Raw genomic sequence first — 25,775 nt, 5'->3', positions numbered from 1 at the left:
CTTCGTTTTGTGTGACGAGTGCATCGTGCGCGCGCAAAGCGCGGCGGTCCTGGGAAATCTTGACGTCGTTTGCGACGCAAGCGGCTGCGACTCGTGCCGCCCTCAATGCGCGTGCCGATGGTGCACGTCGGGGTAGTGCGCGTGGCTATGCGTGATCGGCATGTGACGGTGCGCATGCGTGTGCGGCTCCGCGCCATCCCACGCGAAATCGTGCTCGTGCTGATGGTGTTCGTCGTGCCGGTGCGGATGGGTGTGCTCGAGCGGCTCGTGCGTGTGCGCGTGGTCGTGACGTTCGCGCACGTGCAGCCACACGCCAAACGCCATCAACGCGAGCGCGAGCCAGAAGGCGAGCGCCGGGCGCTCCGGCCACAGCAGCAGTGAAAGCGCCACGCCGAAGAGCGGCGCCACGGAGAAGTAGGCGCCGGTGCGCGCTGTGCCGAGATGGCGCAGCGAGACGACGAAGAGCACGAGGCTCACGCCATAGCCCGCGAAACCCACGGCCATGGCGCCGCTGACCGCCTGCCAGGCGGGCCAGTGCGCGCCCGCGGCGAGCGCAATGCCGATATTCACCGGCCCGGCCACGAGCCCCTTGGTGCAGGCCACGACCATCGCGTCATTGGTCGAGACCTTGCGCGTGAGGTTGTTGTCGATGGCCCAGCACACGCACGCGAGCGCGATGAGCAGCGCGCCGGGCGCGATGCCGGACACAGCGCCGGTATGCGCGCCGGGCCACGAGAGCAGCACGCCGCCCGCCACGATCGCCAGCATGCCCAGCGCGATCTGCGCATCAAAGTTTTCGCGAAAGCAGACCCATGCGATGAGCGCCGTCAGCACGCCTTCGAGGTTCAGCAGCAGCGCGCTCGTGGCGGCGGGCGTGGTGTTCAGGCCGAGCATGAGCAGGGCGGGCGCCGCCACGCCGCCCGCGGCGATCGCACCGGCAAGCCATGGCAATTCGGCCAGGCGCAGCGGGTCGTGTGCGGGCTCACGCGCGGCGGCTGAGTCGCCGCGGCGCGCCGAGAGGCGGCGTAACAGCAGTACGGCCGCGAGCCCCGAACCGCTGCCGAGGTAGAAAAGTCCCGCGAGCATGAACGGCGCAACGCTGCCGAGCAGTGCCTTGGCGAGCGGTGTGGTGATGCCGAAGAGGGCGGCCGCGAGCAGCGCCGTGAAGATGGTATGCCGATGGGACTTCATCGCAGGCCCGAAGCGGAGAGAGGACTAAAAAAGCGTAGAGGAAGCACGATGGGCGCGCAAGCGGGCTGCGCGCCAGGCCATCGCGCCGCTCGGCCAGCGTTACTGCCGAAGCAAGGCCATCATCGCGCCGAAGCCGACGAACACGCCGCCCGTCACGCGGTTGAATGTTTTTGCCACGCGGCGGCTCTTGAGCGTCGCGCCGATACGCGTGCCGAAACCCGCGTAGACGAGATACCAGCTCACTTCGCACACGGCGAAGGTCGCAACGAGCACGCCGAACTGCGGCAGCACCGGTCGGGTCGCGTCGATGAACTGCGGCAGGAGCGCCGCCGCGAAGAGGATCGCCTTCGGATTGCTGCCGCCGACGAAAAAGCCGTTGCGATAGAGCGCGAGCGGCGAGCGCACTGGGCGCGCGGCCACACGCTCGGCAACGTCGGCGGTGGCCTCGGGTACGGGGGCGCCCCACGCCTTGATGCCCAGGTACACGAGGTACGCCGCGCCGATGAAGCGCAGCGCGTTGAACATGGTCGGCCACGCTTGCAGGAACACACCGAGCCCGGCGGCCGAAACGGCCAGCATCAGAACCAGTGCGGAAAGGCAGCCGGCCATGGTCGCGCTCGTGCGGCGCAGTCCGTACTGCGCGCCGTGCGACATGATGAGCAGCATGTTGGGACCGGGGATGGCGCAGACGACGAAGACGGTGACGAGGAACAGCCACCAGGTATGCAGATTCATTGCAGCGAAGAGATCAAAGAGGGCTGGAAAACGGCGAAGGCACGATTATGCCAGCGGACGGCGCGAGCCTGGCCGCGGCCCGCAAGCCAGCGTCCGGTGAAAATGCGAGGCGGGAAAAAGAAAAGCCCACAGCGTATGCGGGCTTGAACCATGCCAATGGAGACATGGAGGAGACAACCTCACTATAGTCAAACGATTGACGCATCGCAATATACGTTCGTATATAGATTCGTTAATCATTGTCAGATTAATGAGTTAGTGATTGATGCGGGCATCGAGCAAGCAGACAATGAAGCGGCGCGCTCGCTGGATGGAAGGTGCGGCGCACGGGGGGCGAGCCATCGCCTCGTCAGCCCGGAGCGGGTTTCAACTGGAGGGGTGAAATGGGCATTCTGGACAAGGTGGGTGAAATTGCCGGTGCGGTAGCCGCTGTGGAAGGCGCTGAGAAGCTCGATCCGAACGCAGGCTTCTTGACCAAGGCAGCCGCCGCGGTTGCCGGTTTCGAGGGCGCCAAGGAAGTCGAGCAGCTAGTCGAGAAGAAGGAAGACGAAAAGCCCGCCGACGACAACACCGCGCAGCCCGCGGATGGGTCGGATCAGCAGACGTGAGCGCATCGATGCGCGCATGACGGGTTGACCGGGGAGTCGGGCGCGCTTTGCTTCGTCTGGCTTCGCGTCGTTTCGTATCGTTCGATACGCGAGCGGCAATGCAGATACAGGAAAGCCGCGGCTGGATCAGCCGCGGCTTTTTCATGGGTTCGCCGGGCGGGGCGCTAGCGGCCAGAGGCCGGCGACGCGCGATAAACGAAGCCGAGCGCGATGACCGCAACCGTGAAGCCGAGGGCGACGAGGCACACGCCGCTCCAGCGCGCCGAGGCCCAAGCCGCGCCGGCCATGAGCGCGCCGGCCGCGCCGCCGATGAAGAACATCCCCACGAAAATCGCGTTGAGCCGGCCGCGCGCGGCGGGGTTGAGCAGGTTGATCGCTCGCCGCCCGAGCGTCTGGTCGGCGATGACGCCCGCATCGAGTGCAGCCGCGCCCACAACGAGCAGGCCGAGCGCCAGCGCGGGATGCGCGGCGGGCGAAAAGCCGGCCCAGCCTGCGCCCGCCACGCCCAGCAGCACGACCGCGCCGAGCATCGTCGCATGCGCGGCGTATTGAACCGCGCGCCCCGCGCCATGATCGCCCAGCCGGCCCGCGAGCGGCGTGACGATCGCGCCGCTCGCGCCCGCCAGCGCGAACGCGGCAATGCCGTTCATGCCGAGCGAAAACGGCGGCTGCGAAAGCAGCAGGGCGACCGCGGTCCAAAACGCCGAGAAGGCGCCCAGGGCTAGCGCCGCAAGGAGGGCGCTGCGTCGCAGAACGCGCTCGGTGCGCAGCAACGTCCAGAGCGAATAAAGCAGATCGGCGTAGCGCGCAGTCACGCTCGGCATGCGGCGCGGCGTGCGCAGAAAGAGGACCACCGCGAGCAGGGCATCCGCCACCGCCTCGATACCGTAGAACGCGCGCCAGCCCAGCGTTCCCGCAATCAGGCTCGCGAGCGGCCGTGACAGCAGAATGCCCAGCATCAGGCCGCTCATCACGTTGCCGACTGCCCGGCCGCGCTGGCTTTCGGGCGCCATCGAGGCGGCCATCGGCACGAGCATCTGGATCACGCTGGATGTCGCACCCGCGAGGAACGCCGCGGCGAGAAAGAGCGGGCCTGAGCGCGCCAGCGCCGCGAGTGCCAGAAAGACGGAACACGCAAGCAGCGTGCGGAAAATCAGGCGCCGGTTTTCGAGCAGATCGCAGAGCGGAACGAGCAGCAGCAAGCCAGCTGCGTAGCCGAGCTGCGGCAGCATGGCGACCGCGCCGACGAATTCCGGGCGCAAATGCAGCGAATGGCTCACGAGACCGGCGAGCGGCTGGGCCGCAGACAGATTGACGACGATCACGCCGACCGCGGCGGCGAAGAATAGCGTCATCGGCAGCGTGAGCGTGGCGTGATTGGCGTGGCTCGCGGGAGTAGCTTCGCGCGCCACCACACGCGTACAGGTTTCAGCAGGGTGCTCCATCGATTGGCTCCGCAACGTGGCAAGTCCAGGTATCGTAGGGAGTGTCACGTTATGCGACAATTGAATTATCGCGATAATCTTTATGCGGAGTTGTTGTGAACACTCGAGATCTGGAAGCCTTCGTGGCGGTGGTCGAAAGCGGCTCGCTCGTGCGGGCGTCGGAGAGGCTGTTCCTGACGCAGCCGGGCCTCACGCGCCGTGTGCAGAACCTGGAGACGACGCTCGGCATCGAGCTTCTGGACCGCCAGAGCAAGCCTCTCAAGCCCACGGCGGCGGGCAATGAGGTGTACGGCCTTGCGCGCTCGGTCCTGCGTGCGGTCGATGACCTGATGTCGGTCGCCTCGCCGGAGAGCGAGCCAGCCGGCGAACTCAAGCTCGGCGTGCCGCCATTTCTCTCGGAACTGGCGCTCGAACAGCCCGTCGATCAATTGCGTAGCGAGTTTCCGAGGCTGACGCTGCGCGTGAAGGCGGGCTGGTCGCCAGGGCTCCTCGACGAGGTCGAGCGCGCAAGACTCGATGTGGCCGTGATCCTGCTGCCCGAGGCGGTGACGCCGCCGGCGGGCGTGGTCGCGACTCAGCTCGGTTACACGCCGACCCTCGTCGTCGCGGCGCGCTCGTTTGGTTTGCCCGACGAGCCCACCACGCTCGCCGCGCTCGCGCACCATCCGTGGGTGCTGAACCAGGACGGCTGCGGGATGCGCTCGGCGTTGAGCCGCGCCATGGGCATGGCGGGTCTGCCGTTCAACGTCGCGGTCGAGGCCTTCGGCTCGGAACTGCAGCTTTCGCTGGTCGCGCGCGGCATGGGCGTCGGGCTCGCCGCGCCGCAGGCACTCGCACGCAGCCCGCTGCGCGACCAGCTACAGATCATCAACGCGACCGACTTCCGCTCGGGCCTGAATGTGTGGCTCGTGCACGGAGCGCTGCCGGGGCGCCTCCAGCGGCCGGTCGCGCTGATCCGCGACGCGCTGGCGAACAAGCTGGAGATGGCCGAAGTGGCATGACGGCGCGGCGCCTGGCGCTCAGGCGTGGGCGCCGCCGCCATTGCCGCTGCTGCCGATGGCGTCGAGTTCGGCGAGCACTGAGTCGTCCAGGTCGAACTGCGCGGCCGCCACGTTCTCGCGCAGGTGCGAAAGCGTGGACGTGCCCGGAATCAGCAGGATGTTGGGCGAGCGCCGCAGGAGCCACGCCAGCGCGAGCGCCATCGGCGTGACTTCGAGGCGCGCGGCAACAGACGAAAGCGCCGACGACTGAATCGGCGTAAAGCCGCCGAGCGGAAAGTACGGCACGTAGGCAATGCCTTGCGCAGCCAGTGCGTCGATCAGCGCGTCGTCGTCGCGGTGCACGAGGTTGTAGTGGTTCTGCACGCACGCGACAGGCACGAGGCGCTGCGCCGCCGCGATTTGCGCGGCGGTGGCGTTGGACATGCCGACGTTGCGTACGAGGCCGCGCTCGCGCAGCTTGGCAAGCGCCTCGACCTGCTTTTCCACGGGGCCTTCGGACGGTTTGTGGACGTCGCCCATGATGCGCAGATTGACCACGTCGAGCGCTTCGAGACCCAGGTTGCGCAGGTTGTCGTGCACGGCGCGCTCGATGTCGGCGGGTTCCAGTGCCGGGAGCCATGCACCCTTGTCGTCGCGCACGGCGCCCACCTTGGTGACGATCGTGAGGTTCGGCGCATACGGATGAAGCGCCTCGCGGATGATCTGGTTCGTCAGGTGCGGGCCGTAGAAGTCGCTCGTGTCGATGTGATCGACGCCCAGCGCGATGGCCTCGCGCAGCACCGCGACCGCCTGCGCGCGCTCCTTCGGGGGGCCGAACACGCCGGGACCGGCCAGTTGCATGGCGCCGTAGCCCATGCGGTTCACCTGGCGGCCGGCCAGTTCATACGTGCTTGCGGGTTTGCGGTTCGGCATTACGTACTCCTCGGTTGACGAATGTCCGCAGTATGGGCGCGTTCGAATTGTCCGATAATCCCACCTGATCAGAACAGGCTGTGCGGGATATCGAACAATCTGATCGACCAGCGCGGGGTCAACCATGCCGATGGAAATGAACGATCTGGCCGCTTTCGTTTCGGTGGCGCGCGCGGGCGGCTTTCGCGATGCGGCGCGCGTGGGCGGCGTGTCGGCGTCGAGCCTGAGTGCCGCGGTGCGCCGGCTGGAGGCGAAGCTCGGGCTGCGCCTTTTGAACCGCACCACGCGCAGTGTCGCGCCGACCGAGGCGGGGCAGCGTCTGCTCGAATCGATCACACCGCTTTTCAGCGAGATGGAAGCGGCGCTCGACGTGCTCAACGGCTACCGCGAAAAGCCTGCGGGCACGCTCAAGCTCAACGTGCCCGCGAGCGCGGCGCGCACCATTTTGCCTCGCGTGCTCGCGCCGTTTCACCGCGCGTATCCCGAGATCCGCGTCGAGGTGGTGGTGGAGGACGGCTTCGTCGACGTGCTGCAGATCGGTTGCGACGCCGGTATCCGCTACGACGAGCGGCTGGAGCAGGACATGATCGCGATTCCCATCGGCCCGCGCGTGGAGCGCTTCGCGGCGGTCGCTTCGCCCGCCTATCTGGCGGCGCGCGGGCGGCCTGAACACCCACGGGAGTTGCTCGGCCACGCTTGCCTGCGCGTGCAGTTCGCGGGCGGCGCGATGCCGCTCTGGCAGTTCGAGCGCGACGGCGAAGTGTTGCGCCTCGACCCGCCCACGCCGCTCGTCGTGCGTCCCGGCGCGGCGCTCGACCTGCTGATCAACATGGCGCTCGACGGCGTCGGCATCGTGTATCTGTTTGAAGAGATGTTGCTGCCGCATATCCGCAGCGGCGCGCTCGTGCGCTTGCTCGACGACTGGGACGTGTCGTTTCCGGGACCGTTTCTCTACTACCCTGGGCGGCGGCATCTGCCGGCGCCGCTGCGCGCGTTCGTCGACTTCGTCAAGGCGAATGCGCAGGACGATTCGGCATCCTGAGGACGTGTCGAGCGATTCAGGTCGCCCACTCGGGATGATGCGGCGTGTCTACCGGTCCAACCACGGCGCGCTGCCGCAGACATCGGGCAACGCGCCTGAACGGGGTTTTAGCCGCGCTTAACAACGCTTAGCGACGCTTCATGCCGTACTCGATGAACGTGCGGCACAGCAATTCCATGCCTTTCGCGTCCTCTTCGTCGAAGCGCGCGAGATGCGGGCTGTCCACGTCCCACACGCCGATCAGCTCGCCGTCCGGCGTGACGAGGGGCACGACGATTTCCGACTGCGAAGCCGAATCGCACGCAATGTGTCCCGCGAACGCGTGCACGTCGCGCACCACCTGCGTTTGCCGCGTGGCCGCCGCCGTGCCGCATACGCCCTTGCCCAGGGGAATGCGCACGCACGCCGGTTTGCCCTGGAACGGACCGACCACGAGTTCGGTGCCGTCGAACGAATAAAAGCCCGCCCAGTTCAGGCCTTCGAGCGAATGAAACACGAGCGAAGCGAAGTTCGCGGCGTTCGCGATGACGTCGGTTTCGCCTTCGATCAGCGAGCGCGCCTGCGCGGTCAGCGATTCGTAGAGGGCGGGTTTGTCGGAGGGAAGGGTGTCGGAAAGCGAGAACATAAGTCGGTCGATCAGGATAAGCGCCGTTCCAGCGAAAGGCGCGGTGGAGCCAACCGTGAGTTTAGGCGAGATCGGCCATCGGCAGGAAATCGCCGGGCGCTGAACACGGCTCGTCCATGGACCGTGGCGCGCCCTCGTGCGATTATTCACGTTTCGTGTTGAATCTATCCACGCCTGCGGGGCTGGTCGCGGGCGGGTTTTCAGGCATGCTGGCGCATCAGGACAGAATCAGCACAGAAACGGAGAACGCGACATGAGCAAGACATTCAGAATCGCCGCCATTGCCGGCGACGGCATTGGCCAGGAAGTGATGCCCGAGGGCGTGCGCGTCGTCGAGGCGGCGGCCGCGAAGTTCGGCCTGAAGCTCGAATTCACGCATTTCGACTGGGCGAGCTGCGACTACTACCTGCAGCACGGCAAGATGATGCCCGACGACTGGTTCGCCACGCTCAAGGGTTTCGATGCGATCTATTTCGGCGCGGTCGGCTGGCCCGACAAGGTGCCCGATCACATTTCGCTGTGGGGCTCGCTCCTGAAGTTCCGCCGCGAGTTCGACCAGTACGTGAACCTGCGTCCGGTGCGTCTGCTGCCTGGCGTGCCGTGTCCGCTCGCCAACCGCAAGCCTGGCGACATCGACTTTCTCGTGGTGCGCGAGAACACCGAGGGCGAGTACAGCTCGGTGGGCGGCAAGATGTTCGAAGGCACTGAGCGCGAGTTCGTGTTGCAGGAGTCGGTGTTCACGCGCCAGGGCGTGGACCGCATTCTCAAGTACGCGTTCGAACTCGCGAACCAGCGCGGACGCAAGAAACTCACGGCGGCCACGAAGTCCAACGGCATTTCGATCAGCATGCCGTACTGGGACGAGCGCGTGGCGGCGATGGCGCAGACGTATCCCGACGTGAAGTGGGACAAGCAGCACATCGATATTCTGTGCGCGCGTTTCGTGCTGCAGCCCGACCGCTTCGACGTGGTCGTCGCGTCGAACCTGTTCGGCGACATACTTTCGGATCTCGGCCCCGCGTGCACGGGCACGATCGGTCTGGCCGCTTCGGCGAACCTGAATCCCGAGCGCAAGTTTCCCTCGCTGTTCGAGCCGGTGCATGGCTCCGCGCCCGACATCTTCGGCAAGAAGATCGCCAACCCCATCGCGATGATCTGGTCGGGCGCGATGATGCTCGACTTCCTCGGCAACGGCGACGCGCAATACAAGGCCGCGCACGATGCGATCATGCAGGCCATCGAGAAGGTGCTGTTGGAAGGCCCGCGCACGCCCGACATGGGCGGCACGGCGAACACGACTGCGCTGGGCGAAGCGGTAGCCGCCGCGCTGTGACGCACATGCCGGACGCACCGAAAGCGCCGAAATCCGTCGCGTCGCCGGAGCTCGACGACTTGCGCGTGTTCTGCATGGTCGCGCGCAAGGCGAGCTTCAGCGCGGCGGCCGAAGCGCTTGCGGCGTCGCCGGCCTATGTGAGCAAGCGCGTGGGCGTGCTCGAGGCGCGCCTCGGCACGCGCCTGTTGCACCGCTCGACGCGGCGCGTCGCGATGACGGAGGCGGGCGAGCGGGTCTATGCGTCGGCCGGCAAGATCCTCGACGACGTCGAGCGGCTCGTGGACGACGTCTCCACCACGCGCCGCATTCCGCGCGGCACGCTGCGCGTGTCGAGCAGCTTCGGCTTTGGCCGCAACTTCGTCGCGCCCGCGCTCGCCGGGCTTTCCGAGCGTTATCCGCAACTGAGCGTGCGCCTCGAACTGTTCGACCGGCTCGTCGATGTGGCGGGCGAGGGCTTCGATCTCGATGTGCGTATCGGCGACGAGATCGCCGGTCATCTGATCGCGCGGCGTCTCGCCACGAACTATCGCGTGCTATGCGCCGCGCCCGCGTATCTCGCGCGGCGCGGCGCGCCACAGGAGGTCGCCGATCTCGCTGAGCACGCGTGTCTCGCGATCAAGGAGCGCGATCATCCGTTCGGCGTATGGCGCCTGCACGCGCATGGCGAATCGGTTTCGGTGAAGGTGGCGGGGCCGCTCTCGACCAATCACGGCGAGGTGGCGGTGCAGTGGGCGCTGGCGGGCCGCGGCATCGTGCTGCGCTCGATGTGGGATGTCGCGCCATTGCTGGAGAGCGGGCGCTTGCAGCGCGTGCTGCCCAGCGTGACGCAGCCGGCCAATGTCTGGGCGGTGTACCCAGCGCGCCTCGCGCAGTCCGCGAAAGTGCGCGTGTGCGTGAATCATCTGGAGGAAACGTTCGCGCGCATCGGCATTTCCGCGCCTGTAAACGAGCAGGAGAGCCGGCGCTAAGCCGGTTCCGCGAGTGCCTTACTCGCTTTCCGGGATATCGAGCGCCTTGCGCTCGCGGCGTTCCTCGTTGCCGCGCCGCGCGCGCTGGCGTTGGCGCGAAAGCACGGTGATGATCTGGCCGGTGGTGGCGTCGGCGGGGATTTCGTTACGGATGACGTTCGCCACCATCGGCAGCCCCTTGCGCTGGCGGCGCAGCGCCTGCGCGATCGCCTGGCGGCACGCTGGGCCGTGGCAATCCCATTCGTCGCGCAGTTTTCCGCAATAACGGCAGGTGTCCATGCGTTCCAGTTTACCGAAAATCGATTGACGGTTTCGGGGCGCGATCATGGAGTGCCGCGCTTGTGCCTGCTCGCGCGCCGCCTGGTGCGACCCGGCGGTATGATCGGCAGCGGACGCAGTGGGACCGCAGTTGGACAATTCGTGGCGGGAGCGGCAGATGGCGGCGATCGGCGTAGTCCTGTTCGACATGGAAGGCGTGCTGTCCCACTACGATCGCGACGCGCGCGTTGCGAGCCTCGCGGCCGCCACTGGCGCGCCGCCCGCAACGGTGCGTCACGCGATCTGGGGATCGGGTCTCGAAGCGCGTGCCGACGCGGGTGAGCTCGACCCCGACGCTTATCTGCGCGCGCTAGGCGCGATGCTCGGATGTGAGGTGGGCCGCGACGTGTGGCTCGCTGCGCGGCGCGCGTCGATCACGCCGAACGAGGCGGCGCTCGCGCTGGCGCAGCGTGTGGCCGCGCGATGCCGCATCGCTGTGCTGACCAACAACTGCTCGCTCGTCACGCATCACCTCGACTATCTGAATCCGCCCGTTGCGCGGCTTTTCGGTTCGCAGATCTATTCGTCGGCGACGTTCGGCGCGGTCAAGCCGGCCGCGCAGACCTACCTTGGCTGCGTGGCACAACTCGGCGCACAGCCGCAGGAAACGCTTTTCATCGACGACAGCGAAGCGAACGTCACGGGCGCGCTCGACGCGGGGTTGCAAGCGTGCCACTTCGTCGAAGCCGATTCGCTCGCGAGCGACCTGGCGCGCCTCGGGCTGATCGACGGTTGATGGCCGTGCCGCACGCGCGGCCACGGCATGAATGAATGGATGATGAACCTACGGGAGCTTGCAATGAAAATGCAATGGAGCTGGAACCTGGTCGCGTCACTCTGCCTGTGCGCGTTCGCGCCGCTAGCCGCGGCTCAGCAACCGGGCGCGCCGCTCGTCTACGTGACGGACTTCGAACTCGATGCGGCCAACGTCAAGCAGGATTCGAATCCTGTGGAGAATGCGCGCGAGCACATGGGCGGCTTGCTGCCAAGGCCGCTGTTGCGTCATCGCGACCCGCAGCAGCAGGCCGGTCAAGTCGTCACGAAACTGGCCGATGCGCTGGTGAACGACCTGCGCGAGAAGGGCCTCGACGCGCGCCGCCTGCCGAGCGGCACGCCACTACCCGCGCAAGGCTGGCTGGTGCGCGGCGTATTCTTGAGCGTGGACGAAGGCAACAGTATGCGGCGCGCGGTAGTGGGTTTCGGCTCGGGCGCGAGCCAGATCGAGCTGGCGGTAGCCGTGGACAACCTCGCCACTCAGGCGCCGCAGCCGCTTTATCAGGTGATCGACAGCGAGTCGAGCCACGCGAAGCCGGGCGCCGGCGCGGCAATCGCGCTCAATCCTTATGTTGCGGCAGCCAAATTCGTGCTTGCACGCGCCGATGACCGCAAGAACGTGGACCGCGCGGCGGCCGAAGTGGCCGACTCGGTCGCGGCGCGTGTGAAAGCGGCGCCGCAATGACGCGCCGGGCGCTTTAGCCGCGCGGCGGAATGTTGAGCCCGCGCTCGACCGCCGGCCGCGCGACGAATGCCGCGAGCACGCGCGCGACGTTTTTGAAATCGGCGTAACCCACGAGGTCGCCGGCCTCGTAGAAGCCAACAAGGTTGCGCACCCAACCAAACGTGGCGATGTCGGCGATGGTGTACTCGTCGCCCATGATCCACTTGCGCCCCTCTAGACGCTGGTCGAGCACGGCGAGCAGGCGCCGCGACTCGGCGACGTAGCGGTCGCGCGGACGCTTGTCCTCGTAGTCCTTGCCCGCGAACTTGTAGAAGAAGCCCACCTGGCCGAACATCGGTCCAATGCCGCCCATCTGGAACATGACCCACTGGATCGTCTCGTAGCGCGCCGCGCCTTCGCGGGCGAGGAAGCGGCCGCACTTGTCGGCGAGATAGATGAGGATCGCGCCCGATTCGAAGAGCGCGAGCGGTTCGCCGCCCGGGCCGTTCGGATCGAGGATCGCGGGAATCTTGTTGTTGGGGTTCAGCGAGAGGAATTCCGGCGACATCTGGTCGTTCGAGTCGAAGCGCACCAGATGCGGCTCATAAGGCAGGCCGCTTTCCTCCAGCATGATCGAGACCTTGACGCCATTGGGCGTGGGCAGCGAATAGAGCTGGATGCGCTCGGGGTGAAGCGCTGGCCACTTGCGGGTGATGGGAAATGCGGATAGGTCGTTCATGCGGGGTCCTTGAAGTCCTTCAGCGGCGGGGCGCGGGCCGTGCTTGGCGCGCCGCGGCCTGATCGAAAAGCGGGAGTGGAGTCAGGCCGCCAAGTTTAGTGGAAATGGCGCGCGCCGTCTTTTCGCCGCAAGGCACGGCTTACACGCTGCTACACGCTACCTTCGCGCTCGACCACGAGAATGCGCGCCTCGCCGCGCGGATGCGCGACATGCTCGCAGCCCACGCCCGCGAAGAACACGTCGCGGGCTTCGAGCACCGCGACCTGCTCCGCGCCGCCTTCGCGGTAATGCATGTCGACCACGCCGTCGAGCACGGCGAACACTTCCTCGCCATCGTTGACGTGCCATTGGTACGGCTGGTCGGTCCAGTGCAGGCGCACCGTGGTGCCGTTCATGTTGGCGATGTCGAGCGCGCCCCAGGGGCGGGTGGCGGTGAAGGCTTTCGAACGGATGACTTTCATGGCTGTACGGGCTCTGGCGTGATCGTGCGGCGCCGCGGGACGGGCCTTAGGGATTGGCAGGAATGGATTGCGCAAGGCTCAACAGATTGAGCGGCGCGACGCGGATCAAGCCGCCGCGCGGGCTGTCGATATCGCCGATGAGCGTGAGCGAAAGCGTCACCGTAATGGGCAGGACGAGCAGCAGCACGCGCCGGCCGACCTGGCCGTGCGCGCCGTAACCCTGCAACAGGTTGCTGAAGATGGCGATCACGATCATCAGCGCCCACGCGGCGACGGGAATGCGGTTGATCCACGCGGCCTGTGCGTAGCCCTGGGCGTTGATGACGTCGTTCATGCCGGCGACCACGAGCGCCATCACCGGATTCGGCTGCGCCTTCGCGGCATCGCGCACGCTCGTCCAGAGCTGCGTCTGGAGCTCGCCGGTGGTGCGGTTGATCTGATCGAGTGCGCCGGCGTCGTGCACGACGTAGAAGTGGATGCGCGCCTGAAGGTAGCGCGCAAGCAGCGCCTTGGTCTGGTCAGCCGCCTCGCCGCCAAGGAGCTCGGCGCGCAGGTACTCCGTGCCGATCGCGTTGGCTTCCTCTTCCTCCAGGTTCTTGCGCTGGTCGTAGCGGTTCACGGCCATCGAGAGCGTGAAGCCGATCAAGAGCGCGAGCAGCGTGAGCGTCGCGCCCTGCACGATCTTGTAGTTCTCGCGCGCCTCCTCGGCGAGCGGCAGGTATCGGTGCAGTACGCTCGTGCCTAGCCAGGCGGCAAGCGGCAGCACCACGATCAGCACGATGAATAAAAGCGCGGGGCGCTGGAGGATGAGCGGCGTCATGGAGTCTCCGCGAAAGCGTGAGAGGAACGAAGGCGCTGCAATGCAAATCGGCGTCGCCCGCGCGAGGCGGGGCGACGCCGATTCTACGACAGATCCGCGCGTTGGCGCGGGCCGCTGTCAGCGCTTCAGCGCGCCGCGCGTTGCGGCCACAGCGTGCGGGCCCAGAACGTCAGCGACCGGTCCCAGGCGAGCTGCGCCCAGACCGGGTCGTACTGCGTGATGGCGATGCGGGTCGGGCCCACGGCGGTCTCGTTCGCAAACGCGTGGTGGGCGAGATAGCGATGGAATTCGACGTCGACGTTGGCACCCTTGAGCTTCGTTTCGAGCTCCGCCACGGTTTCGATGCTGAACGCCTGGTCCTGGGTCGCGAAGTGGCCGAGGATGGGCGCGGTGATCTTGCTCGCGTCGATGTATTCGAGCGGCGGGAAGCCGTACCACACCACGGCGCCCGAAAGGCCCGGGACCATGGTGGCCGCGAGCAGCGTGAGCGCACCGCCCATGCAGTAGCCCGTCACGCCCACGCGGTCCGTGAGCGTCTTCAGATAGTTGACCGCGCCGAATACATCCTGCGAGGCGGCGTCCGCGAAGTCGAGGCCCGTCATCAGATGGTGGGCCTCTTCCTGTTCGACCGTGCTCTTGCCGCGATAGAGGTCGGGCACGAGCGCGAGGTAGCCCGCCTGCGCGAGCCGGTCGGCCACGCCGCGGATCTGGTCGTTCAAGCCCCACCACTCCTGGATCACGACGATGGCGGGCGCGCCTTCGGTCTTTTCCGGTTTGGCGAGATAACCCTGGAGCGACTGGCCGTCAGGGCGGGTGAAGGAAATCATGGATCCGGCGGACTGTTTCATTTGGGGCAACCCTCGGTGAGTCGGTTGAACGAAAGCCGCAAGCATAGCGCTTGCGTACGGGATTTGCGTGTCTGCGCCTGACGCGCTCATTCGCCGATCAGATGCAGCACGATATCGCGCGTGTGCGCCGCGCGCCGATGTTCGAACACATAGATGCCCTGCCACGTGCCCAGCACGGGATTGCCGTGCTCGACCGGAATGGAGAGCTGCGTGTGCGTGAGCGCCGTGCGCAAATGCGCGGGCATGTCGTCGGGGCCTTCGGTGTCGTGCTCGTAGCGCTGGGGATCTTCGGGCGCGAGCTGCTCGAAGTAACGTTCGAGATCGCGGCGCACCGAAGGATCGGCGTTTTCCTGGATGACGAGCGACGCCGAAGTGTGGCGGCAAAAGAGGGTGAGCAAGCCGGTGGCGATGCGCTGTTCGCGCACGAACGCGCGCACCTCATGGCTGATTTCGACGAGCCCGCGCGTGCGCGTGCTCACCGGCAGATGATGGATGGCCTGGCGCATGATCGGTCTCCTTGCGGGCGGCGGCGCGTGGCGGCTGACCCGTCGCGGCGGTTCCAGCCTTCAAGCATAGCGCAGGCGCGCTGGGCGCGCAGACCGCGCCCGCAGCCAGCGCACGCGCGCCGTGTCGCATGCTGGTACGATGTCGGCCTTGCCGGGTACAGCCTCGGCCCACCGCACACGATGGAGAAAACCGCTTGAACCTCACCCGCTTCGCGAAAGCACGCCACGCCACCAAGGCGTTCGATCCCGCCCGCAAGATTCCCGCCGCTGTCATCGATGAGCTCAAGGAGCTGATCCGCTTCAGCCCCTCGTCGGTGAACTCGCAGCCGTGGCATTTCGTGCTGGCGGAAAGCGACGCCACGCGTGCGCGTATCGCCAAGGGCATGGAAGGTTTCGCGTACAACGAACCGAAGGTCTCGCGTGCCTCGCACGTGGTGGTGCTGTGCGTGCGCACCGACATGGACGAAGCGCACCTCGCCGAAGTGCTCGCACAGGAAGAAGCGGACGGCCGCTTCGCCAATGCCGAGGCGAAGGCGGGTCAGGAAAAGACGCGCTCGTTCTATGTGAACCTGCATCGCGAGCGCAACGACCTGCCGGCGTGGTTGGAGAAGCAGGCGTATCTCGCGCTCGGCACGCTGCTGATCGGCGCGTCGACGCTCGAAATCGACGCCTGCCCGATGGAAGGCTTCGACGCCAGGGCGCTCGACGAGGAACTGGGCCTGCGCGAGCAGGGCCTCACCGCGCTCGTAGTGGTCGGTCTCGGCTACCGCAGCGCCGATGACTTCAACGCGAAGCTGCCGAAGTCGCGTTTGTCCGCGGCTTCGGTATTCACCGATCTCGGTTGATTCGCGCAGGGTTTCGCTGCGCTCGCAGCAAGCGCGGCGATTGACACGGCCCGAAGCCACGCGGCAGCCGCATCAGGAGCATTCGTCCATGCAGGGTATCAAACGCCGGATCGTGTACGTCACGCTGTTCGAAGGCATCGCGATCCTGATTACCGGCACGAGCTTCGCCTCGCTCTCGGGCAGCGGCATGGACCGCGCGGGCGCGGCGGCGGTGTTTTCATCGCTGGTCGCGGTGGGCTGGAACTTCGTCTACAACCTGCTGTTCGAGCGCTGGGAAGCGCGCCAGACGAAACGCGGCCGCAGTGTCGCGCGCCGCATTGCGCACGCGGCCGGCTTCGAGGGCGGGCTCGTGGTGTTCCTCGTGCCGATGATCGCGCTCACGCTGCACGTGTCGTTGGTCGAGGCGTTCGTGATGGATATCGGTCTCTCGGTGTTCTTTCTCGTCTACAACTACGTCTACAACCTGATCTTCGATGCCGTGTTCGGCCTGCCGGCCTCCGCCATGCCGGTGACGGCCGCTTCGGAAACGCAGCCGCGCGCGTAGCGCGGGCGCTCTCGATCAAGGACTCGCCGCGGCGCCCTGCGTGCGATTCGCTTCGACGCTCGATCCCGCAGCCGCCGCGTCGGAAGCCGGCGTCACCGCACGCGCCGGATGCTGCGCATCGTGCAGTTGCCCGGACCAGCCGCCGCCCAGGTCGCCGATCAGCGAAGCCGTATCGAGCAGCCGCTGCTGCTGCACGTTGAGCGCGCTCTGCTGATTGGTCACCTGCGTGGCCAGCGCCGTGGCGACCGTCGTGTAGTCCACGGTGCCCGCCTCGTATTCGTTTTGCGCGATCTGCGCGCCACGTATGGCGTCGCGCACGGCGGCGTCGAGCACTTCGGCCTGCTGCGCGAGGATGCGCAGCCCCGAGAGATCGTTCTCCACACCCTGGAACGCCGTCAGCACCGTGCCGCGATAGTTCGCCACCGTCGCGTCATAGCTCGCGCGCGCGGCCGCCACCTGGCCGCTGCGCTGGCCGCCGTCGAAGATCGTCTGGGTCGCGCTCGCGCCGAGCGACCACACATAGTTGCTCATGTGCAGCAGGCCCGAAAGCGGTGACTGCGTGAAGCCGTCGAGCGCGGTAAGCGAGATCGTCGGATAGTACGCGGCCACCGCCACGCCGATCGCCGCGTTGGCCGACGCCATCTGCCGTTCGGCGGTCGCGATGTCGGGCCGTCGCTGCAGCAGCGTGGAGGGCACGCCGGCGGGAATCGCGGGCAGCGCGGGAAGCTGGGCGCTGTGCGGGATATTTACGTCTTCGGGGTTGCGGCCCACGAGCACAGCAATGGCGTGCTCGTTTTGCGCGCGTGCCACGCCCAGGGCGATCAGGCTCGCGCGGGCGGATTCGAGCTGCGTGCGCGCGGAAATCAGGTCGGACGGCGGGACGGTGCCCGCCTGGTCCTGGTTGGCCACCACGCGCAGGAAGTCCGTGTAGGCCTGCACTGTATGCGTGAGCAGGTCGATATCGGCATCGGTGATGCGCAGATCGATCACGGCGTTCGCCAACGCGATTTGTTCGGATAGCGTAGCGTTCGCCAGCGTCGCCTCGCTCGCCTGCGCCGTGGCCGACTGCTCCTCGATCTGGCGGCGCACCTGGCCCCAGAGGTCGATGTCCCAGCTCGCATTCGCTTCGAGCGTGCCGCCGTTGACGATGCGCGCGCCGCTCGGCGTCGACGTGATGCTGCTCACGCTGCTGAGCGTGCCGGTGGAGGAGCGCTCGCGCGCGAGCGAGCCGGTAATGCCGATGGTCGGGAAGAGGCTCGCACGCGCGACGCGCACTTCGGCGAGCGCTTGCTGGTAATTCGCGTAGCTCTGCCGCACGGTCTGGTTCGAGACCTCGACGAGCGGTTCCAGTTCATCGAGCAGCGGGTCCTGGAAGACGGTCCACCATTCGCCCTTGGGGCCCTGGGCGGCGTCGGGCTCGGCCTGGGTCCAGCCGGGCAGTTCTTTCCACGTGGCGGGCACGGTGACCTGAGGCCGGTGGTAGTCCGGTCCGACCATGCAGCCCGCGAGCAGCAGCGCAGCGGTGAGGGGCGCGAGCGGCAGTGCGCGCGTCGCGGCGCTTGTGGCGGCGGAGATCAGCATTCGCATGAGCGATGGATTAAGGCGAGTCTTCATCATGATGCGCTCTCATCGGCCTGGCGATTCCACGGCAGGCGCGCGGCCCAGCGCGCGAGGCGTGCGCGCAGGCGGTCGAGGAACAGGTAAATCACCGGCGTGGTGTACAGCGTAAAGACCTGGCTCAGGAGCAGGCCGCCCATCACCGTCACGCCGAGCGGCTGGCGCAGCGAAGCGCCCTGGCCAATGCCGATGGCGAGCGGCAGTGCGCCGAGGACGGCCGCGAAGGTCGTCATCATGATCGGGCGCAGGCGCACCACGGCGGCTTCGTGAATCGCGCGGCGCGCCTCGACGCCCTCGTTGCGCTGCAACTGGATGGCGACGTCGACCATCATGATGCCGTTCTTCTTCACGATACCAATGAGCAGAATGATGCCGATCATCGCGATCACCGAGAACGGCGTGCCGAAGATCAGCATGGCGAGAATCGCGCCAATGCCAGCCGAAGGCAGCGTGGAGAGGATCGTGAGCGGGTGGATGGTGTTTTCGTACAGCACGCCCAGCACGATATAGACCACGGCGAGCGCGGCGAGAATGAGCAGCGGCACGACGCCCATGGACTGCGCGTAGGCCTGCGCCGCGCCCGCGAACGCGCCGTGGATGGAGGCCGGCATGCCGATGTCGCGCTCGGCCTGCTCGATGATCGTGCCGGCCTCGGAAAGCGAGCCGCCCTTGGGCAGATTGAACGAAATCGTGCCCGCCACTTCCGTGCCCTGGTGATTGACCTGCGTGGCCGTATGGCGCGTTTTCCAGTCCATCAGCGCCATGAGCGGCACCATGGTTTCGGCAGCCGTGCTGTCCGCGCTGCCGCTGGAGCTGCCTCCCTTGCCGTTCGCGATCGCGTTGTTCTGCTGATTGGCCACCGCGTTGGCGTTGCGCTCGTTGGTGTTGCCGCTCGCTGCGGTGGCCGTGGTCACCGCCGTGAAGGGCGTAACGCCCGAGATGACGCTTGACGGCATTTGCGTTTGCGCCGCGCCGCTGGCGTTGCCCGCCGCCGTGCTCAGCCAGATATCCTGGAACGACTGTGGAAACTGCCAGTACTGCGGTGCCACTTCCATCACGACGAAGTACTGGTTGATCGCGTTGTAGATGGTCGAAACGGTGCGCTGGCCGAAGGCGTCGTAGAGCACGTTGTCCACCTGGTTCGGGTCGAACCCATAGCGCTTGGCGGTCGTGCGCTGCACCGTCATGTAGGCCTCCAGACCATTTTGCTGCAGGTCCGAGTTCACATCCGACATCTGGCCGCGGTGCTTGTTCAGCTCGTCCACGAGGCGCGGCACCCAGGTGAAGAGGGCGTCGGCGTCGTCGCTCGTGAGCGTGTACTGATACTCGGCCGCCGCCTGCCGCCCGCCAATCTGCAGGTCCTGCTGAGCCTGCATGAAAAGCCGTGCGCCCGAAACGGCATTGAGCTTGGGACGCAGGCGGTTCACGACCTCGGTGGCCGAAAGACGGCGCTCGGCGATCGGCTTCAGTTCGACGAACACGGTGGCCGAATTGAGCGCGCGCCCGCCCGTGAATCCCGCCACCGATTGCACTGCCGGATCGGCCTTCACGATGGCCTGCAACTGCGCGAGCTTCTTCTCCATCGCCGTGAACGAAATGCTCTGGTCCGCGATGATCTGCCCGATCAGAATGCCGGTGTCCTGCTCGGGGAAGAACGTGCCGGAAAGCAGCCGCGCGAGAAACACATTGCCGACCAGCAGCGCGAACAGGATGAAGATCGTGAGCCGCGCGTGATTGAGCGCGACGTCGAGTGTGCGCGAGTAGAACTGCTTGAAGCGCTCGAACTGCGCGTCGATCCACACGGCCGCGCGCGAGGGCTTGCGGTGCAGCGCCTCGCGCTTGAGCACGTAGGCGCACATCGTGGGCGTGACGGTGAGCGAGATCACGAGCGAGATGAGGATTGCGATGGAGAGCGTCATCGCGAACTCGTGAAAGAGCAGGCCCACGATGCCGGGCATGAGCAGAATGGGCAGGAACACGGCGATGAGCGAAAGGCTCATGGAAAGCACCGTGAAGCCCACTTCGCCCGCGCCTTTGAGCGCCGCATCCTTCGGGTCCATGCCGGCCTCGATGTGGCGCACGATGTTCTCCAGCACCACCACGGCGTCGTCCACCACGAAGCCGGTGCCGATGGTGAGCGCCATGAGCGAGAGATTGTCGATGCTGTAGCCGAGCAGGTACATGGGCCCGAACGTGCCCACGATGGAAAGCGGCAGCGCCACGGCGGGGATGAGCGTGGCGCGCGGCGAGAGCAGGAAAACGAACACCACGCCGATCACGAGCAGCACGGCGATGAAGAGCGTGCGCTCGGTGTCGGCCACGGAGGCGCGCACGGACTCGGAGCGGTCGATCGCCACGTCCACCTTGATCGTGGCGGGCAGCGCGGCTTCGATGGTGGGCAGGCGCGCGCGGATCTGCTGCACCGTCTTCACGACGTTGCTGCCGGGCATGGGGTAGACGATCACGAGCACGGACGACTTGCCGTTATAGAGGCCCGCGTTGCGGATGTTTTCGTTGGAGTCGATGACGGAAGCCACGTCGCGCAGGAACACGGGCGCGCCGTTGCGATAGGCGATCACCACGTCGCGAAACGGTGCCGCCTTGCTGATCTGGTCGTTAGAAGTCACCGTGTAACGCTGGTTGCCCTGGTCGATATGGCCTTTTGCGCTGTTCGCGTTAGCCGCGCCAATGGACGCGCGCACGTCTTCGAGGCCGATGCCGTAGCTGTTGAGCTTGCCCGGCTCCAGCTCCACACGCACCGAGGGCAGCGCGCCGCCGCCCAGCGTGATCTGGCCCACGCCGTCCACCTGCGAGAGCTGTTGCTGGATGACCGAATCGGCGGAATCGTAGAGCTGCGCCTTGGTGAGCGTGTCCGAGGTGAGGGCGAGCACCATGATCGGCGCGCTTGCGGGGTTGTACTGGCGATAGGTCGGGTTGCTGCGCAGCGTGGTGGGCAGGTCGGCACGCGCGGCCTGAATGGCCGCTTCCACGTCGCGCGCCGCGCCGTTGATGTCGCGGTTCAGGCCGAACACCACCACGATGAGCGCCGTGCCCGTGTTGCTGATCGACGTGAGCTGGCTGACATCGGCGATGGTGCCGAGCCGGCGCTCCAGCGGCTCGGCCACGGTGGACGCCATGATGTCCGGGCTCGCGCCGGCCATATTGGCCTGCACCACGATCACCGGATAGGCGATGTTGGGCAGCGGCGCGACCGGCAGCCGGAAAAAGGCGAGCGTCCCCGAAATGAGGATCGCGATCGCGAGGAGTGACGTCGCGACCGGCCGCCGGATGAAGAGCGCCGAGAGGTTCACGGCGTGCCCTCGGGCGCGGGTGGCGCGCCGTTGCCGGAACCGCCGTCCGCGTCGCCGTCTGCGTGGCTTTGAGGCTTGCGCTTGCGGCCGAAGCGTTCGGCCAGGCGGTCGAAGAGCAGATAGATCACGGGCGTCGTGAAGAGCGTGAGCATCTGCGAAAGCGTAAGCCCGCCGATGATCGCAAGACCCAGCGGGCGGCGCAGTTCAGAGCCCGTGCCGCTGCCGAGCAGCATGGGCAGCGCGCCGAGCATGGCCGCGAGCGTGGTCATGAGAATCGGCCGGAAGCGCAGCAGCGACGCTTCGAAAATCGCCTCGCGCGGCGGCTTGCCGTGCACGCGTTCGGCTTCGAGCGCGAAGTCCACCATCATGATGGCGTTCTTCTTGACGATGCCGATCAGGAGCACGATGCCGATAATGCCGATCACGTCCAGGTCCTTGCCCGCGATCATCAGCGCGAGCAGCGCGCCAATGCCGGCCGAAGGCAGCGTCGAAAGAATCGTGACCGGGTGCACATAGCTCTCGTACAGCACGCCCAGCACGATATACACGGCCACGAGCGCCGCGATCAACAGATACACCTCGCTGGAAAGCGAATCCTCGAACGCCTGCGCCGCGCCCTGGAACGACGAGGTGATCGAGGGTGGCAGGTTCACGCTGGCCTCAGCGTTGCGCACGTCGCGCACGGCCGCGGAGAGCGACGCGCCATCGGCGAGATTGAACGAGATCGTGACCGAAGGGAACTGCGCGAGGTGGCTGATCATGAGCGGCGAGCGCGTAATGCTGATCTTCGCAATGCCCTTGAGCGGCACCTGGCCTTCGCTGCTCGTCTGGCTCGGGAGATAAAGGTCGCCGAGCGATTCGACCGTGGGCAGCGCCTCGGGCTTGGCCACGAGAATCACGCGGTACTGGTCCGACTGCTGGAAGATGGTCGAAACGATGCGCTGGCCCAGCGCATCGTAGAGCGCGTTGTCGATGGTCGCCGCCGTGATGCCATAGCGCGCCGCGAGCTGGCGGTTCACTTCGACGTTCACGGAAAGGCCATCCGTGTTGAGGTCGCTCGTAACGTCGCGGATCGACGGGATCTGCTTCATGCGCGCGATGAGCGCGGGCACGTACTGGTCGAACGCTTCCTGGCTCGGCCCGCGCAGCACGAAGTTGTACTGGTTGCGCGAGACCGTGGTGTCGAGCGTGAGGTCCTGCTCGGGCTGGATGTAAAGGCGCACGCCCGCCACCTTCGCGACCGACTGCTGAATGCGCCGCCCGATTTCGTCGGCGGTTTCGGAGCGGTCGTCGTGCGGTTTCAGGTTGATGAGGAAGCGCCCGTTGTTGAGCGTGTTGTTGATGCCGTCGATGCCCACGTACGAGGTGAGCGAAACGACATCGGGGTCCTTGAGAATTTTCTCGGCCAGTGCGGACTGGCGCCGCACCATCGCCTGGTAAGAGATGGAGTTGTCGGCCACGCTGATGCCTTGCAGCACGCCCACGTCCTGCACCGGGAAAAGGCCCTTCGGAATCGCGACGTAAAGCAGCCCGGTGAGCACCACCGTCACCACGAACACGACGAGCGTGAGCGTCTGGTGGTCGAGCACCCAGCGCAGGCCGCGCTCATAGGCGTTGAGCGTCTTGTCGAAAAGCCCTTCGCTGATGCGCTCGAAGCGGCTAGGGTGGCGCTCGGCCTGAGCGCGCAGGATGCGCGCGCACATCATCGGCACGACGGTGAGCGAGACCACGGCCGACAGCACGATGGTCACCGCGAGCGTGACCGCGAATTCGCTGAAGAGGCGTCCGATCACGCCGCCCATGAAGAGCAGCGGAATCAGCACGGCGATGAGCGAGATCGTCAGCGAAAGAATCGTGAAACCGATCTGGCCTGCGCCTTTTAACGCCGCCTGCAAGGGTTTGTCGCCTTCCTCCAGGTAGCGCACGATGTTCTCGATCATCACGATCGAGTCGTCCACCACGAAGCCCGTGGCGATGATGAGCGCCATGAGCGAGAGGTTGTCGATCGAGTAGCCGAGCTCGTACATGACCGCGAGCGTGCCGATCAGCGAGACCGGCACCGAGATGCTCGGAATGATGGTCGCGGGCAGATTGCGCAGGAACACGAAGATCACGGCTACCACGAGGGCCACGGCGAGCACGAGTTCGAAGGCCGCGTCGCTCACCGAAGCGCGGATCACGCCCACGCTGTTCGACACCACCGTGACCTGCATGCCTGCGGGGAGCGCCGCTTCGAGCTGCGGCAACTCCCGCATGATCTGGTTGACGGTGGCGATCACGTTCGCACCCGGCTGACGCTGCACGTTCAGCACGATGGCGGGCGCCTTGTTGTACCAGGCGCCGCGCTCCACGTCCTGCGCGGCCGTGGACACGCGCGCCACGTCGCGCATGAACACGGGCGAGCCGTTCTGATAGGCGATGACGGTGTCTTCGTAGTCCTTCGGGTCGGAGATCTGGTCGTTGGAATTGATCGTGTAGTTGAGTTCGGGGCCGTCGAAATTGCCCTTCGGGTTGCTCACGTTCACGTTGGCGAGCAGCGTACGCAGGTCGTCGAGATTCAGGCCGTAGGCGGCGAGCTTTTGCGGGTCGGCCTCCACGCGCACGGCGGGCACGTTGCCGCCCGCGGTGGTGACGAGGCCCACGCCCGGCACTTCGGAAATCTTCGTGGCGAGACGGTTGTTGGCCGCGTCCTGCAATTGCGTGAGCGACATCGACTTCGACGTGACCGCGAGCGTGAGGATGGGCTGGTCGGCCGGGTTCACCTTGGCGTAGGTCGGCGGCGCGGGCAGGCCGCTCGGCAGGAAGCTGTTCGCCGCGTTGATGGCCTGCTGCACGTTCTGCTCGACCACGTCGAGGCTCAGCGAGAGGTCGAACTGCAGCGTGATGACCGAGGCGCCCTCGGAGCTGTACGAGATCATCTGCTGCAGGCCCGGGATTTCGCCCAATTGCACCTCGAGCGGCGCCGTGACGGTGGTCGCCATCACGTTCGGGCTCGCGCCCGGATAGAAGGTCTGCACCTGGATGGTGGGATAGTCCACCGCGGGCAGCGAGGAAACCGGCAGGAACTTCATCGCGACGAGGCCGATCAGCACCATCGCGATCATCAGGAGCGAAGTCGCAACCGGCCGCAGGATGAAGAGACGCGAAATATTCATCGGCGCTGGGTCCGGGGCTCAACCCGCTTGCGAGGCCGCGGCGCTCGCGTCGGAGGCGTTCGGCGCCGTGGCGCCGGGTTCGCTGGCCGCGCTGGCCGCGCCGCTCGCGTGACCGTGATGCGGTGCGCTTGCGCCGCCCGCACCGCTTGCCGCGCCCGCGTGCGTGGCGGGCCTCGGCCCCTCGGGCTGGATCTTCGCGCCGTCGTTGAGGCGGTCGAGGCCGTCGGTCACGACATGCTGACCCTGCTGCAAGCCCGCGGAGATCACCGTGTAGCGGCCATCGCCCGGGCCGAGCGTGACCTTGTGGACCGACACGGTGTTGTCGGCGTTCACGAGGTACACGTAATCGCCGGGCGCGCCGGTCTGCACGGCTGGCGTAGGCACGAGCACGGCGTTCTGCAGCGTGTCGACCAGCAGCCTCACGTTGACGAACTCGTTGGGAAAGAGCGCCTCGTCGTCGTTGGGCACGCTCGCGCGCAGCGTGACCGTGCCGGTGGCCGTGGCCATCTGGTTGCTGAGCGCGAAGAGCGTGCCGGTGGCGATCTGGCGTGTGTTGTCGCTGCTGAAGACGGTGATCGGCAGTTTCGCGCCGGCGTTGACACGTTCGAGCACGCTGCCGAGCGAGGTTTGCGGGATGGCGAACTGCACGGTGGTGGGCTTCATCGTCGTGATGACGGCGATGCCCGTGGAGCTGGACGAAGTCACGTAGTTGCCCGGATCGACGAGCCGCAGGCCCACGCGCCCCGACACCGGCGCGGTGATGCGGCAGTAGATCAGATCGAGCTCGAACAGCCTGACGTTCGCCTTGTCGGCCTGCACCGCGGCTTCATACTGCTTGACGAGGAACTGCTGGTCGCTGTAGGTCTGCGCGGCGATCGACTGCTTTGCGTTCAACTGCGTGTAGCGCGCGAGGTCGGCGCGCGCCTGCGCCAGCAGGGCCTGGTCCTTGGCGAGCTGCGCGAGCGCCTGCTCCTTGCTGATCTCGTACTGGCGCGGGTCGATCTGCGCGAGGAACTGCCCCTTCACGACATCCTGGCCTTCCTTGTAGCCCACCTCGGTGAGGTAGCCGCTGATTTGCGGCAGAACCGTGACAGTGGCGACAGGCGTGACGGTGCCGAGCGCGTTGAGCGTCACGGGCATGGGTCCGAGCGTGGCGGCGGCCACGGTCACGACCTGCGGCGCCGCGCCATGCTCCGTCTTCTTGTTGCGCATGATGTGCACGATCACGAGCACGATCAGCAGGATCACGACAATGGCGAGAATGAGCGGACCGAGCCGGCGGCGCTTCGGCGCCTGCGGGGGAGGTGCGGGCG

General features: G+C 66.6%; 24 protein-coding genes. 9 read left to right on the top strand and 15 right to left on the bottom strand.

Going from position 1 to position 25,775, the window contains the following annotated elements; all coding sequences use genetic code 11:
- Positions 1-102 precede the first annotated feature (102 nt).
- Entirely contained in the window at positions 103-1,191 is a 1,089-nt protein-coding gene (locus M3I54_RS22460) for a DMT family transporter (RefSeq protein ID WP_254339917.1), read from the bottom strand.
- Between the two features lie 99 nt (positions 1,192-1,290).
- On the bottom strand, positions 1,291-1,926 hold the full coding sequence (locus M3I54_RS22455) for a LysE family translocator (RefSeq protein WP_254339915.1): 636 nt from the start codon (positions 1,924-1,926) through the stop codon (positions 1,291-1,293).
- A gap of 383 nt (positions 1,927-2,309) precedes the next feature.
- Between M3I54_RS22455 and M3I54_RS22450 the strand changes: the two genes are divergently transcribed.
- The gene (locus tag M3I54_RS22450; protein ID WP_028205419.1) at positions 2,310-2,534 is read left to right on the top strand and encodes a hypothetical protein; all 225 of its coding nucleotides are present in this window, start codon (positions 2,310-2,312) and stop codon (positions 2,532-2,534) included.
- A 164-nt stretch (positions 2,535-2,698) separates the two neighbouring features.
- Here M3I54_RS22450 and M3I54_RS22445 read toward each other — a convergent pair whose 3' ends face one another.
- Entirely contained in the window at positions 2,699-3,979 is a 1,281-nt protein-coding gene (locus M3I54_RS22445; RefSeq protein ID WP_254339913.1) for an MFS transporter, read from the bottom strand.
- A gap of 95 nt (positions 3,980-4,074) precedes the next feature.
- On the opposite strand from M3I54_RS22445, the gene M3I54_RS22440 reads away from it, so the two are divergent.
- Entirely contained in the window at positions 4,075-4,980 is a 906-nt protein-coding gene (locus M3I54_RS22440) for a LysR family transcriptional regulator (protein ID WP_254339911.1), read from the top strand.
- Positions 4,981-4,998: 18 nt separating this feature from the next.
- Here the strand turns inward: M3I54_RS22440 and M3I54_RS22435 are convergent, their stop codons facing one another.
- Positions 4,999-5,892: an aldo/keto reductase family oxidoreductase gene (locus M3I54_RS22435; protein WP_254339908.1), complete on the bottom strand. Its 894-nt coding sequence runs from the start codon at positions 5,890-5,892 to the stop codon at positions 4,999-5,001.
- Positions 5,893-6,022: 130 nt separating this feature from the next.
- Here M3I54_RS22435 and M3I54_RS22430 point away from each other — a divergent pair, with 130 nt between their 5' ends.
- A complete protein-coding gene (locus tag M3I54_RS22430) occupies positions 6,023-6,934 on the top strand; it encodes a LysR family transcriptional regulator (RefSeq protein ID WP_254340122.1) in 912 nt (303 codons plus the stop codon).
- A 127-nt stretch (positions 6,935-7,061) separates the two neighbouring features.
- Here the strand turns inward: M3I54_RS22430 and M3I54_RS22425 are convergent, their stop codons facing one another.
- Positions 7,062-7,559 (bottom strand): GAF domain-containing protein, encoded by a 498-nt coding sequence (locus M3I54_RS22425; protein WP_254339907.1) that lies wholly within the window; start codon positions 7,557-7,559, stop codon positions 7,062-7,064.
- A 253-nt stretch (positions 7,560-7,812) separates the two neighbouring features.
- On the opposite strand from M3I54_RS22425, the gene M3I54_RS22420 reads away from it, so the two are divergent.
- Positions 7,813-8,892, top strand: coding sequence for a tartrate dehydrogenase (locus M3I54_RS22420; protein ID WP_254339906.1), 1,080 nt, complete (start codon positions 7,813-7,815; stop codon positions 8,890-8,892).
- 5 nt (positions 8,893-8,897) lie between these two features.
- Positions 8,898-9,860, top strand: a complete 963-nt coding sequence (locus tag M3I54_RS22415; protein ID WP_254339905.1) for a LysR substrate-binding domain-containing protein — start codon at positions 8,898-8,900, stop codon at positions 9,858-9,860.
- An 18-nt stretch (positions 9,861-9,878) separates the two neighbouring features.
- On the opposite strand, the gene M3I54_RS22410 is transcribed toward M3I54_RS22415, so the two are convergent.
- Positions 9,879-10,139: a hypothetical protein gene (locus M3I54_RS22410; RefSeq protein ID WP_254339899.1), complete on the bottom strand. Its 261-nt coding sequence runs from the start codon at positions 10,137-10,139 to the stop codon at positions 9,879-9,881.
- Between the two features lie 157 nt (positions 10,140-10,296).
- Here M3I54_RS22410 and M3I54_RS22405 point away from each other — a divergent pair, with 157 nt between their 5' ends.
- The gene (locus M3I54_RS22405; RefSeq protein WP_254339897.1) at positions 10,297-10,914 is read left to right on the top strand and encodes an HAD family phosphatase; all 618 of its coding nucleotides are present in this window, start codon (positions 10,297-10,299) and stop codon (positions 10,912-10,914) included.
- A gap of 63 nt (positions 10,915-10,977) precedes the next feature.
- Positions 10,978-11,637 (top strand): DUF4410 domain-containing protein, encoded by a 660-nt coding sequence (locus M3I54_RS22400; RefSeq protein ID WP_254339895.1) that lies wholly within the window; start codon positions 10,978-10,980, stop codon positions 11,635-11,637.
- Positions 11,638-11,650: 13 nt separating this feature from the next.
- Here M3I54_RS22400 and M3I54_RS22395 read toward each other — a convergent pair whose 3' ends face one another.
- The 5 genes from M3I54_RS22395 to M3I54_RS22375 all read right to left on the bottom strand — a co-directional run bounded on the left by M3I54_RS22395 (position 11,651) and on the right by M3I54_RS22375 (position 14,990).
- The gene (locus tag M3I54_RS22395) at positions 11,651-12,355 is read right to left on the bottom strand and encodes a glutathione S-transferase N-terminal domain-containing protein (RefSeq protein ID WP_254339894.1); all 705 of its coding nucleotides are present in this window, start codon (positions 12,353-12,355) and stop codon (positions 11,651-11,653) included.
- Between the two features lie 149 nt (positions 12,356-12,504).
- Entirely contained in the window at positions 12,505-12,816 is a 312-nt protein-coding gene (locus M3I54_RS22390; RefSeq protein ID WP_254339893.1) for a cupin, read from the bottom strand.
- 46 nt (positions 12,817-12,862) lie between these two features.
- Positions 12,863-13,636 (bottom strand): hypothetical protein, encoded by a 774-nt coding sequence (locus M3I54_RS22385; protein WP_254339892.1) that lies wholly within the window; start codon positions 13,634-13,636, stop codon positions 12,863-12,865.
- Positions 13,637-13,761: 125 nt separating this feature from the next.
- Positions 13,762-14,484, bottom strand: coding sequence for a dienelactone hydrolase family protein (locus M3I54_RS22380; protein ID WP_254339891.1), 723 nt, complete (start codon positions 14,482-14,484; stop codon positions 13,762-13,764).
- An 86-nt stretch (positions 14,485-14,570) separates the two neighbouring features.
- A complete protein-coding gene (locus M3I54_RS22375) occupies positions 14,571-14,990 on the bottom strand; it encodes a secondary thiamine-phosphate synthase enzyme YjbQ (RefSeq protein ID WP_254339890.1) in 420 nt (139 codons plus the stop codon).
- A 194-nt stretch (positions 14,991-15,184) separates the two neighbouring features.
- On the opposite strand from M3I54_RS22375, the gene nfsB reads away from it, so the two are divergent.
- Together nfsB and M3I54_RS22365 are read left to right on the top strand one after the other, a co-directional pair.
- The gene (gene nfsB / locus M3I54_RS22370; protein WP_254339888.1) at positions 15,185-15,835 is read left to right on the top strand and encodes an oxygen-insensitive NAD(P)H nitroreductase; all 651 of its coding nucleotides are present in this window, start codon (positions 15,185-15,187) and stop codon (positions 15,833-15,835) included.
- Positions 15,836-15,923: 88 nt separating this feature from the next.
- Positions 15,924-16,379, top strand: coding sequence for a PACE efflux transporter (locus M3I54_RS22365; RefSeq protein WP_254339886.1), 456 nt, complete (start codon positions 15,924-15,926; stop codon positions 16,377-16,379).
- Positions 16,380-16,394: 15 nt separating this feature from the next.
- Here the strand turns inward: M3I54_RS22365 and M3I54_RS22360 are convergent, their stop codons facing one another.
- The 4 genes from M3I54_RS22360 to M3I54_RS22345 form a co-directional block, all read right to left on the bottom strand.
- Positions 16,395-17,996, bottom strand: coding sequence for an efflux transporter outer membrane subunit (locus M3I54_RS22360; RefSeq protein WP_375542188.1), 1,602 nt, complete (start codon positions 17,994-17,996; stop codon positions 16,395-16,397).
- On the bottom strand, positions 17,993-21,307 hold the full coding sequence (locus M3I54_RS22355; RefSeq protein ID WP_254339885.1) for an efflux RND transporter permease subunit: 3,315 nt from the start codon (positions 21,305-21,307) through the stop codon (positions 17,993-17,995). Before M3I54_RS22355 ends, M3I54_RS22360 begins: the two co-directional genes overlap by 4 nt.
- Positions 21,304-24,462, bottom strand: coding sequence for an efflux RND transporter permease subunit (locus M3I54_RS22350; RefSeq protein WP_254339884.1), 3,159 nt, complete (start codon positions 24,460-24,462; stop codon positions 21,304-21,306). The genes M3I54_RS22355 and M3I54_RS22350 overlap by 4 nt, the downstream gene beginning before the upstream one ends.
- Before the next feature lie 18 nt (positions 24,463-24,480).
- A partial coding sequence (locus M3I54_RS22345; RefSeq protein ID WP_254339883.1) for an efflux RND transporter periplasmic adaptor subunit occupies positions 24,481-25,775 on the bottom strand: 1,295 nt, incomplete at its 5' end.

The sequence above is a fragment of the Paraburkholderia sp. CNPSo 3274 genome, from assembly GCF_024206475.1.
GTDB lineage: Bacteria > Pseudomonadota > Gammaproteobacteria > Burkholderiales > Burkholderiaceae > Paraburkholderia.
Note: the sequence above shows the minus strand (reverse complement) of the source record. Positions and strands in the feature narration are given on the sequence as shown.

What these genes read in the sequence shown, in the direction of transcription:
- M3I54_RS22445 (WP_254339913.1), bottom strand. Translation starts at nt 3,979, where the DNA reads ATGGAGCACCCTGCTGAAACCTGTACGCGTGTGGTGGCGCGCGAAGCT.
- M3I54_RS22405 (WP_254339897.1), top strand. Translation starts at nt 10,297, where the DNA reads ATGGCGGCGATCGGCGTAGTCCTGTTCGACATGGAAGGCGTGCTGTCC.
- M3I54_RS22425 (WP_254339907.1), bottom strand. Translation starts at nt 7,559, where the DNA reads ATGTTCTCGCTTTCCGACACCCTTCCCTCCGACAAACCCGCCCTCTAC.
- M3I54_RS22390 (WP_254339893.1), bottom strand. Translation starts at nt 12,816, where the DNA reads ATGAAAGTCATCCGTTCGAAAGCCTTCACCGCCACCCGCCCCTGGGGC.
- M3I54_RS22375 (WP_254339890.1), bottom strand. Translation starts at nt 14,990, where the DNA reads ATGCGCCAGGCCATCCATCATCTGCCGGTGAGCACGCGCACGCGCGGG.
- M3I54_RS22385 (WP_254339892.1), bottom strand. Translation starts at nt 13,636, where the DNA reads ATGACGCCGCTCATCCTCCAGCGCCCCGCGCTTTTATTCATCGTGCTG.
- M3I54_RS22380 (WP_254339891.1), bottom strand. Translation starts at nt 14,484, where the DNA reads ATGAAACAGTCCGCCGGATCCATGATTTCCTTCACCCGCCCTGACGGC.
- M3I54_RS22420 (WP_254339906.1), top strand. Translation starts at nt 7,813, where the DNA reads ATGAGCAAGACATTCAGAATCGCCGCCATTGCCGGCGACGGCATTGGC.
- M3I54_RS22410 (WP_254339899.1), bottom strand. Translation starts at nt 10,139, where the DNA reads ATGGACACCTGCCGTTATTGCGGAAAACTGCGCGACGAATGGGATTGC.
- M3I54_RS22455 (WP_254339915.1), bottom strand. Translation starts at nt 1,926, where the DNA reads ATGAATCTGCATACCTGGTGGCTGTTCCTCGTCACCGTCTTCGTCGTC.
- M3I54_RS22360 (WP_375542188.1), bottom strand. Translation starts at nt 17,996, where the DNA reads ATGATGAAGACTCGCCTTAATCCATCGCTCATGCGAATGCTGATCTCC.
- M3I54_RS22435 (WP_254339908.1), bottom strand. Translation starts at nt 5,892, where the DNA reads ATGCCGAACCGCAAACCCGCAAGCACGTATGAACTGGCCGGCCGCCAG.
- M3I54_RS22430 (WP_254340122.1), top strand. Translation starts at nt 6,023, where the DNA reads ATGGAAATGAACGATCTGGCCGCTTTCGTTTCGGTGGCGCGCGCGGGC.
- M3I54_RS22450 (WP_028205419.1), top strand. Translation starts at nt 2,310, where the DNA reads ATGGGCATTCTGGACAAGGTGGGTGAAATTGCCGGTGCGGTAGCCGCT.
- M3I54_RS22365 (WP_254339886.1), top strand. Translation starts at nt 15,924, where the DNA reads ATGCAGGGTATCAAACGCCGGATCGTGTACGTCACGCTGTTCGAAGGC.
- M3I54_RS22460 (WP_254339917.1), bottom strand. Translation starts at nt 1,191, where the DNA reads ATGAAGTCCCATCGGCATACCATCTTCACGGCGCTGCTCGCGGCCGCC.
- M3I54_RS22400 (WP_254339895.1), top strand. Translation starts at nt 10,978, where the DNA reads ATGAAAATGCAATGGAGCTGGAACCTGGTCGCGTCACTCTGCCTGTGC.
- M3I54_RS22415 (WP_254339905.1), top strand. Translation starts at nt 8,898, where the DNA reads ATGCCGGACGCACCGAAAGCGCCGAAATCCGTCGCGTCGCCGGAGCTC.
- M3I54_RS22395 (WP_254339894.1), bottom strand. Translation starts at nt 12,355, where the DNA reads ATGAACGACCTATCCGCATTTCCCATCACCCGCAAGTGGCCAGCGCTT.
- M3I54_RS22350 (WP_254339884.1), bottom strand. Translation starts at nt 24,462, where the DNA reads ATGAATATTTCGCGTCTCTTCATCCTGCGGCCGGTTGCGACTTCGCTC.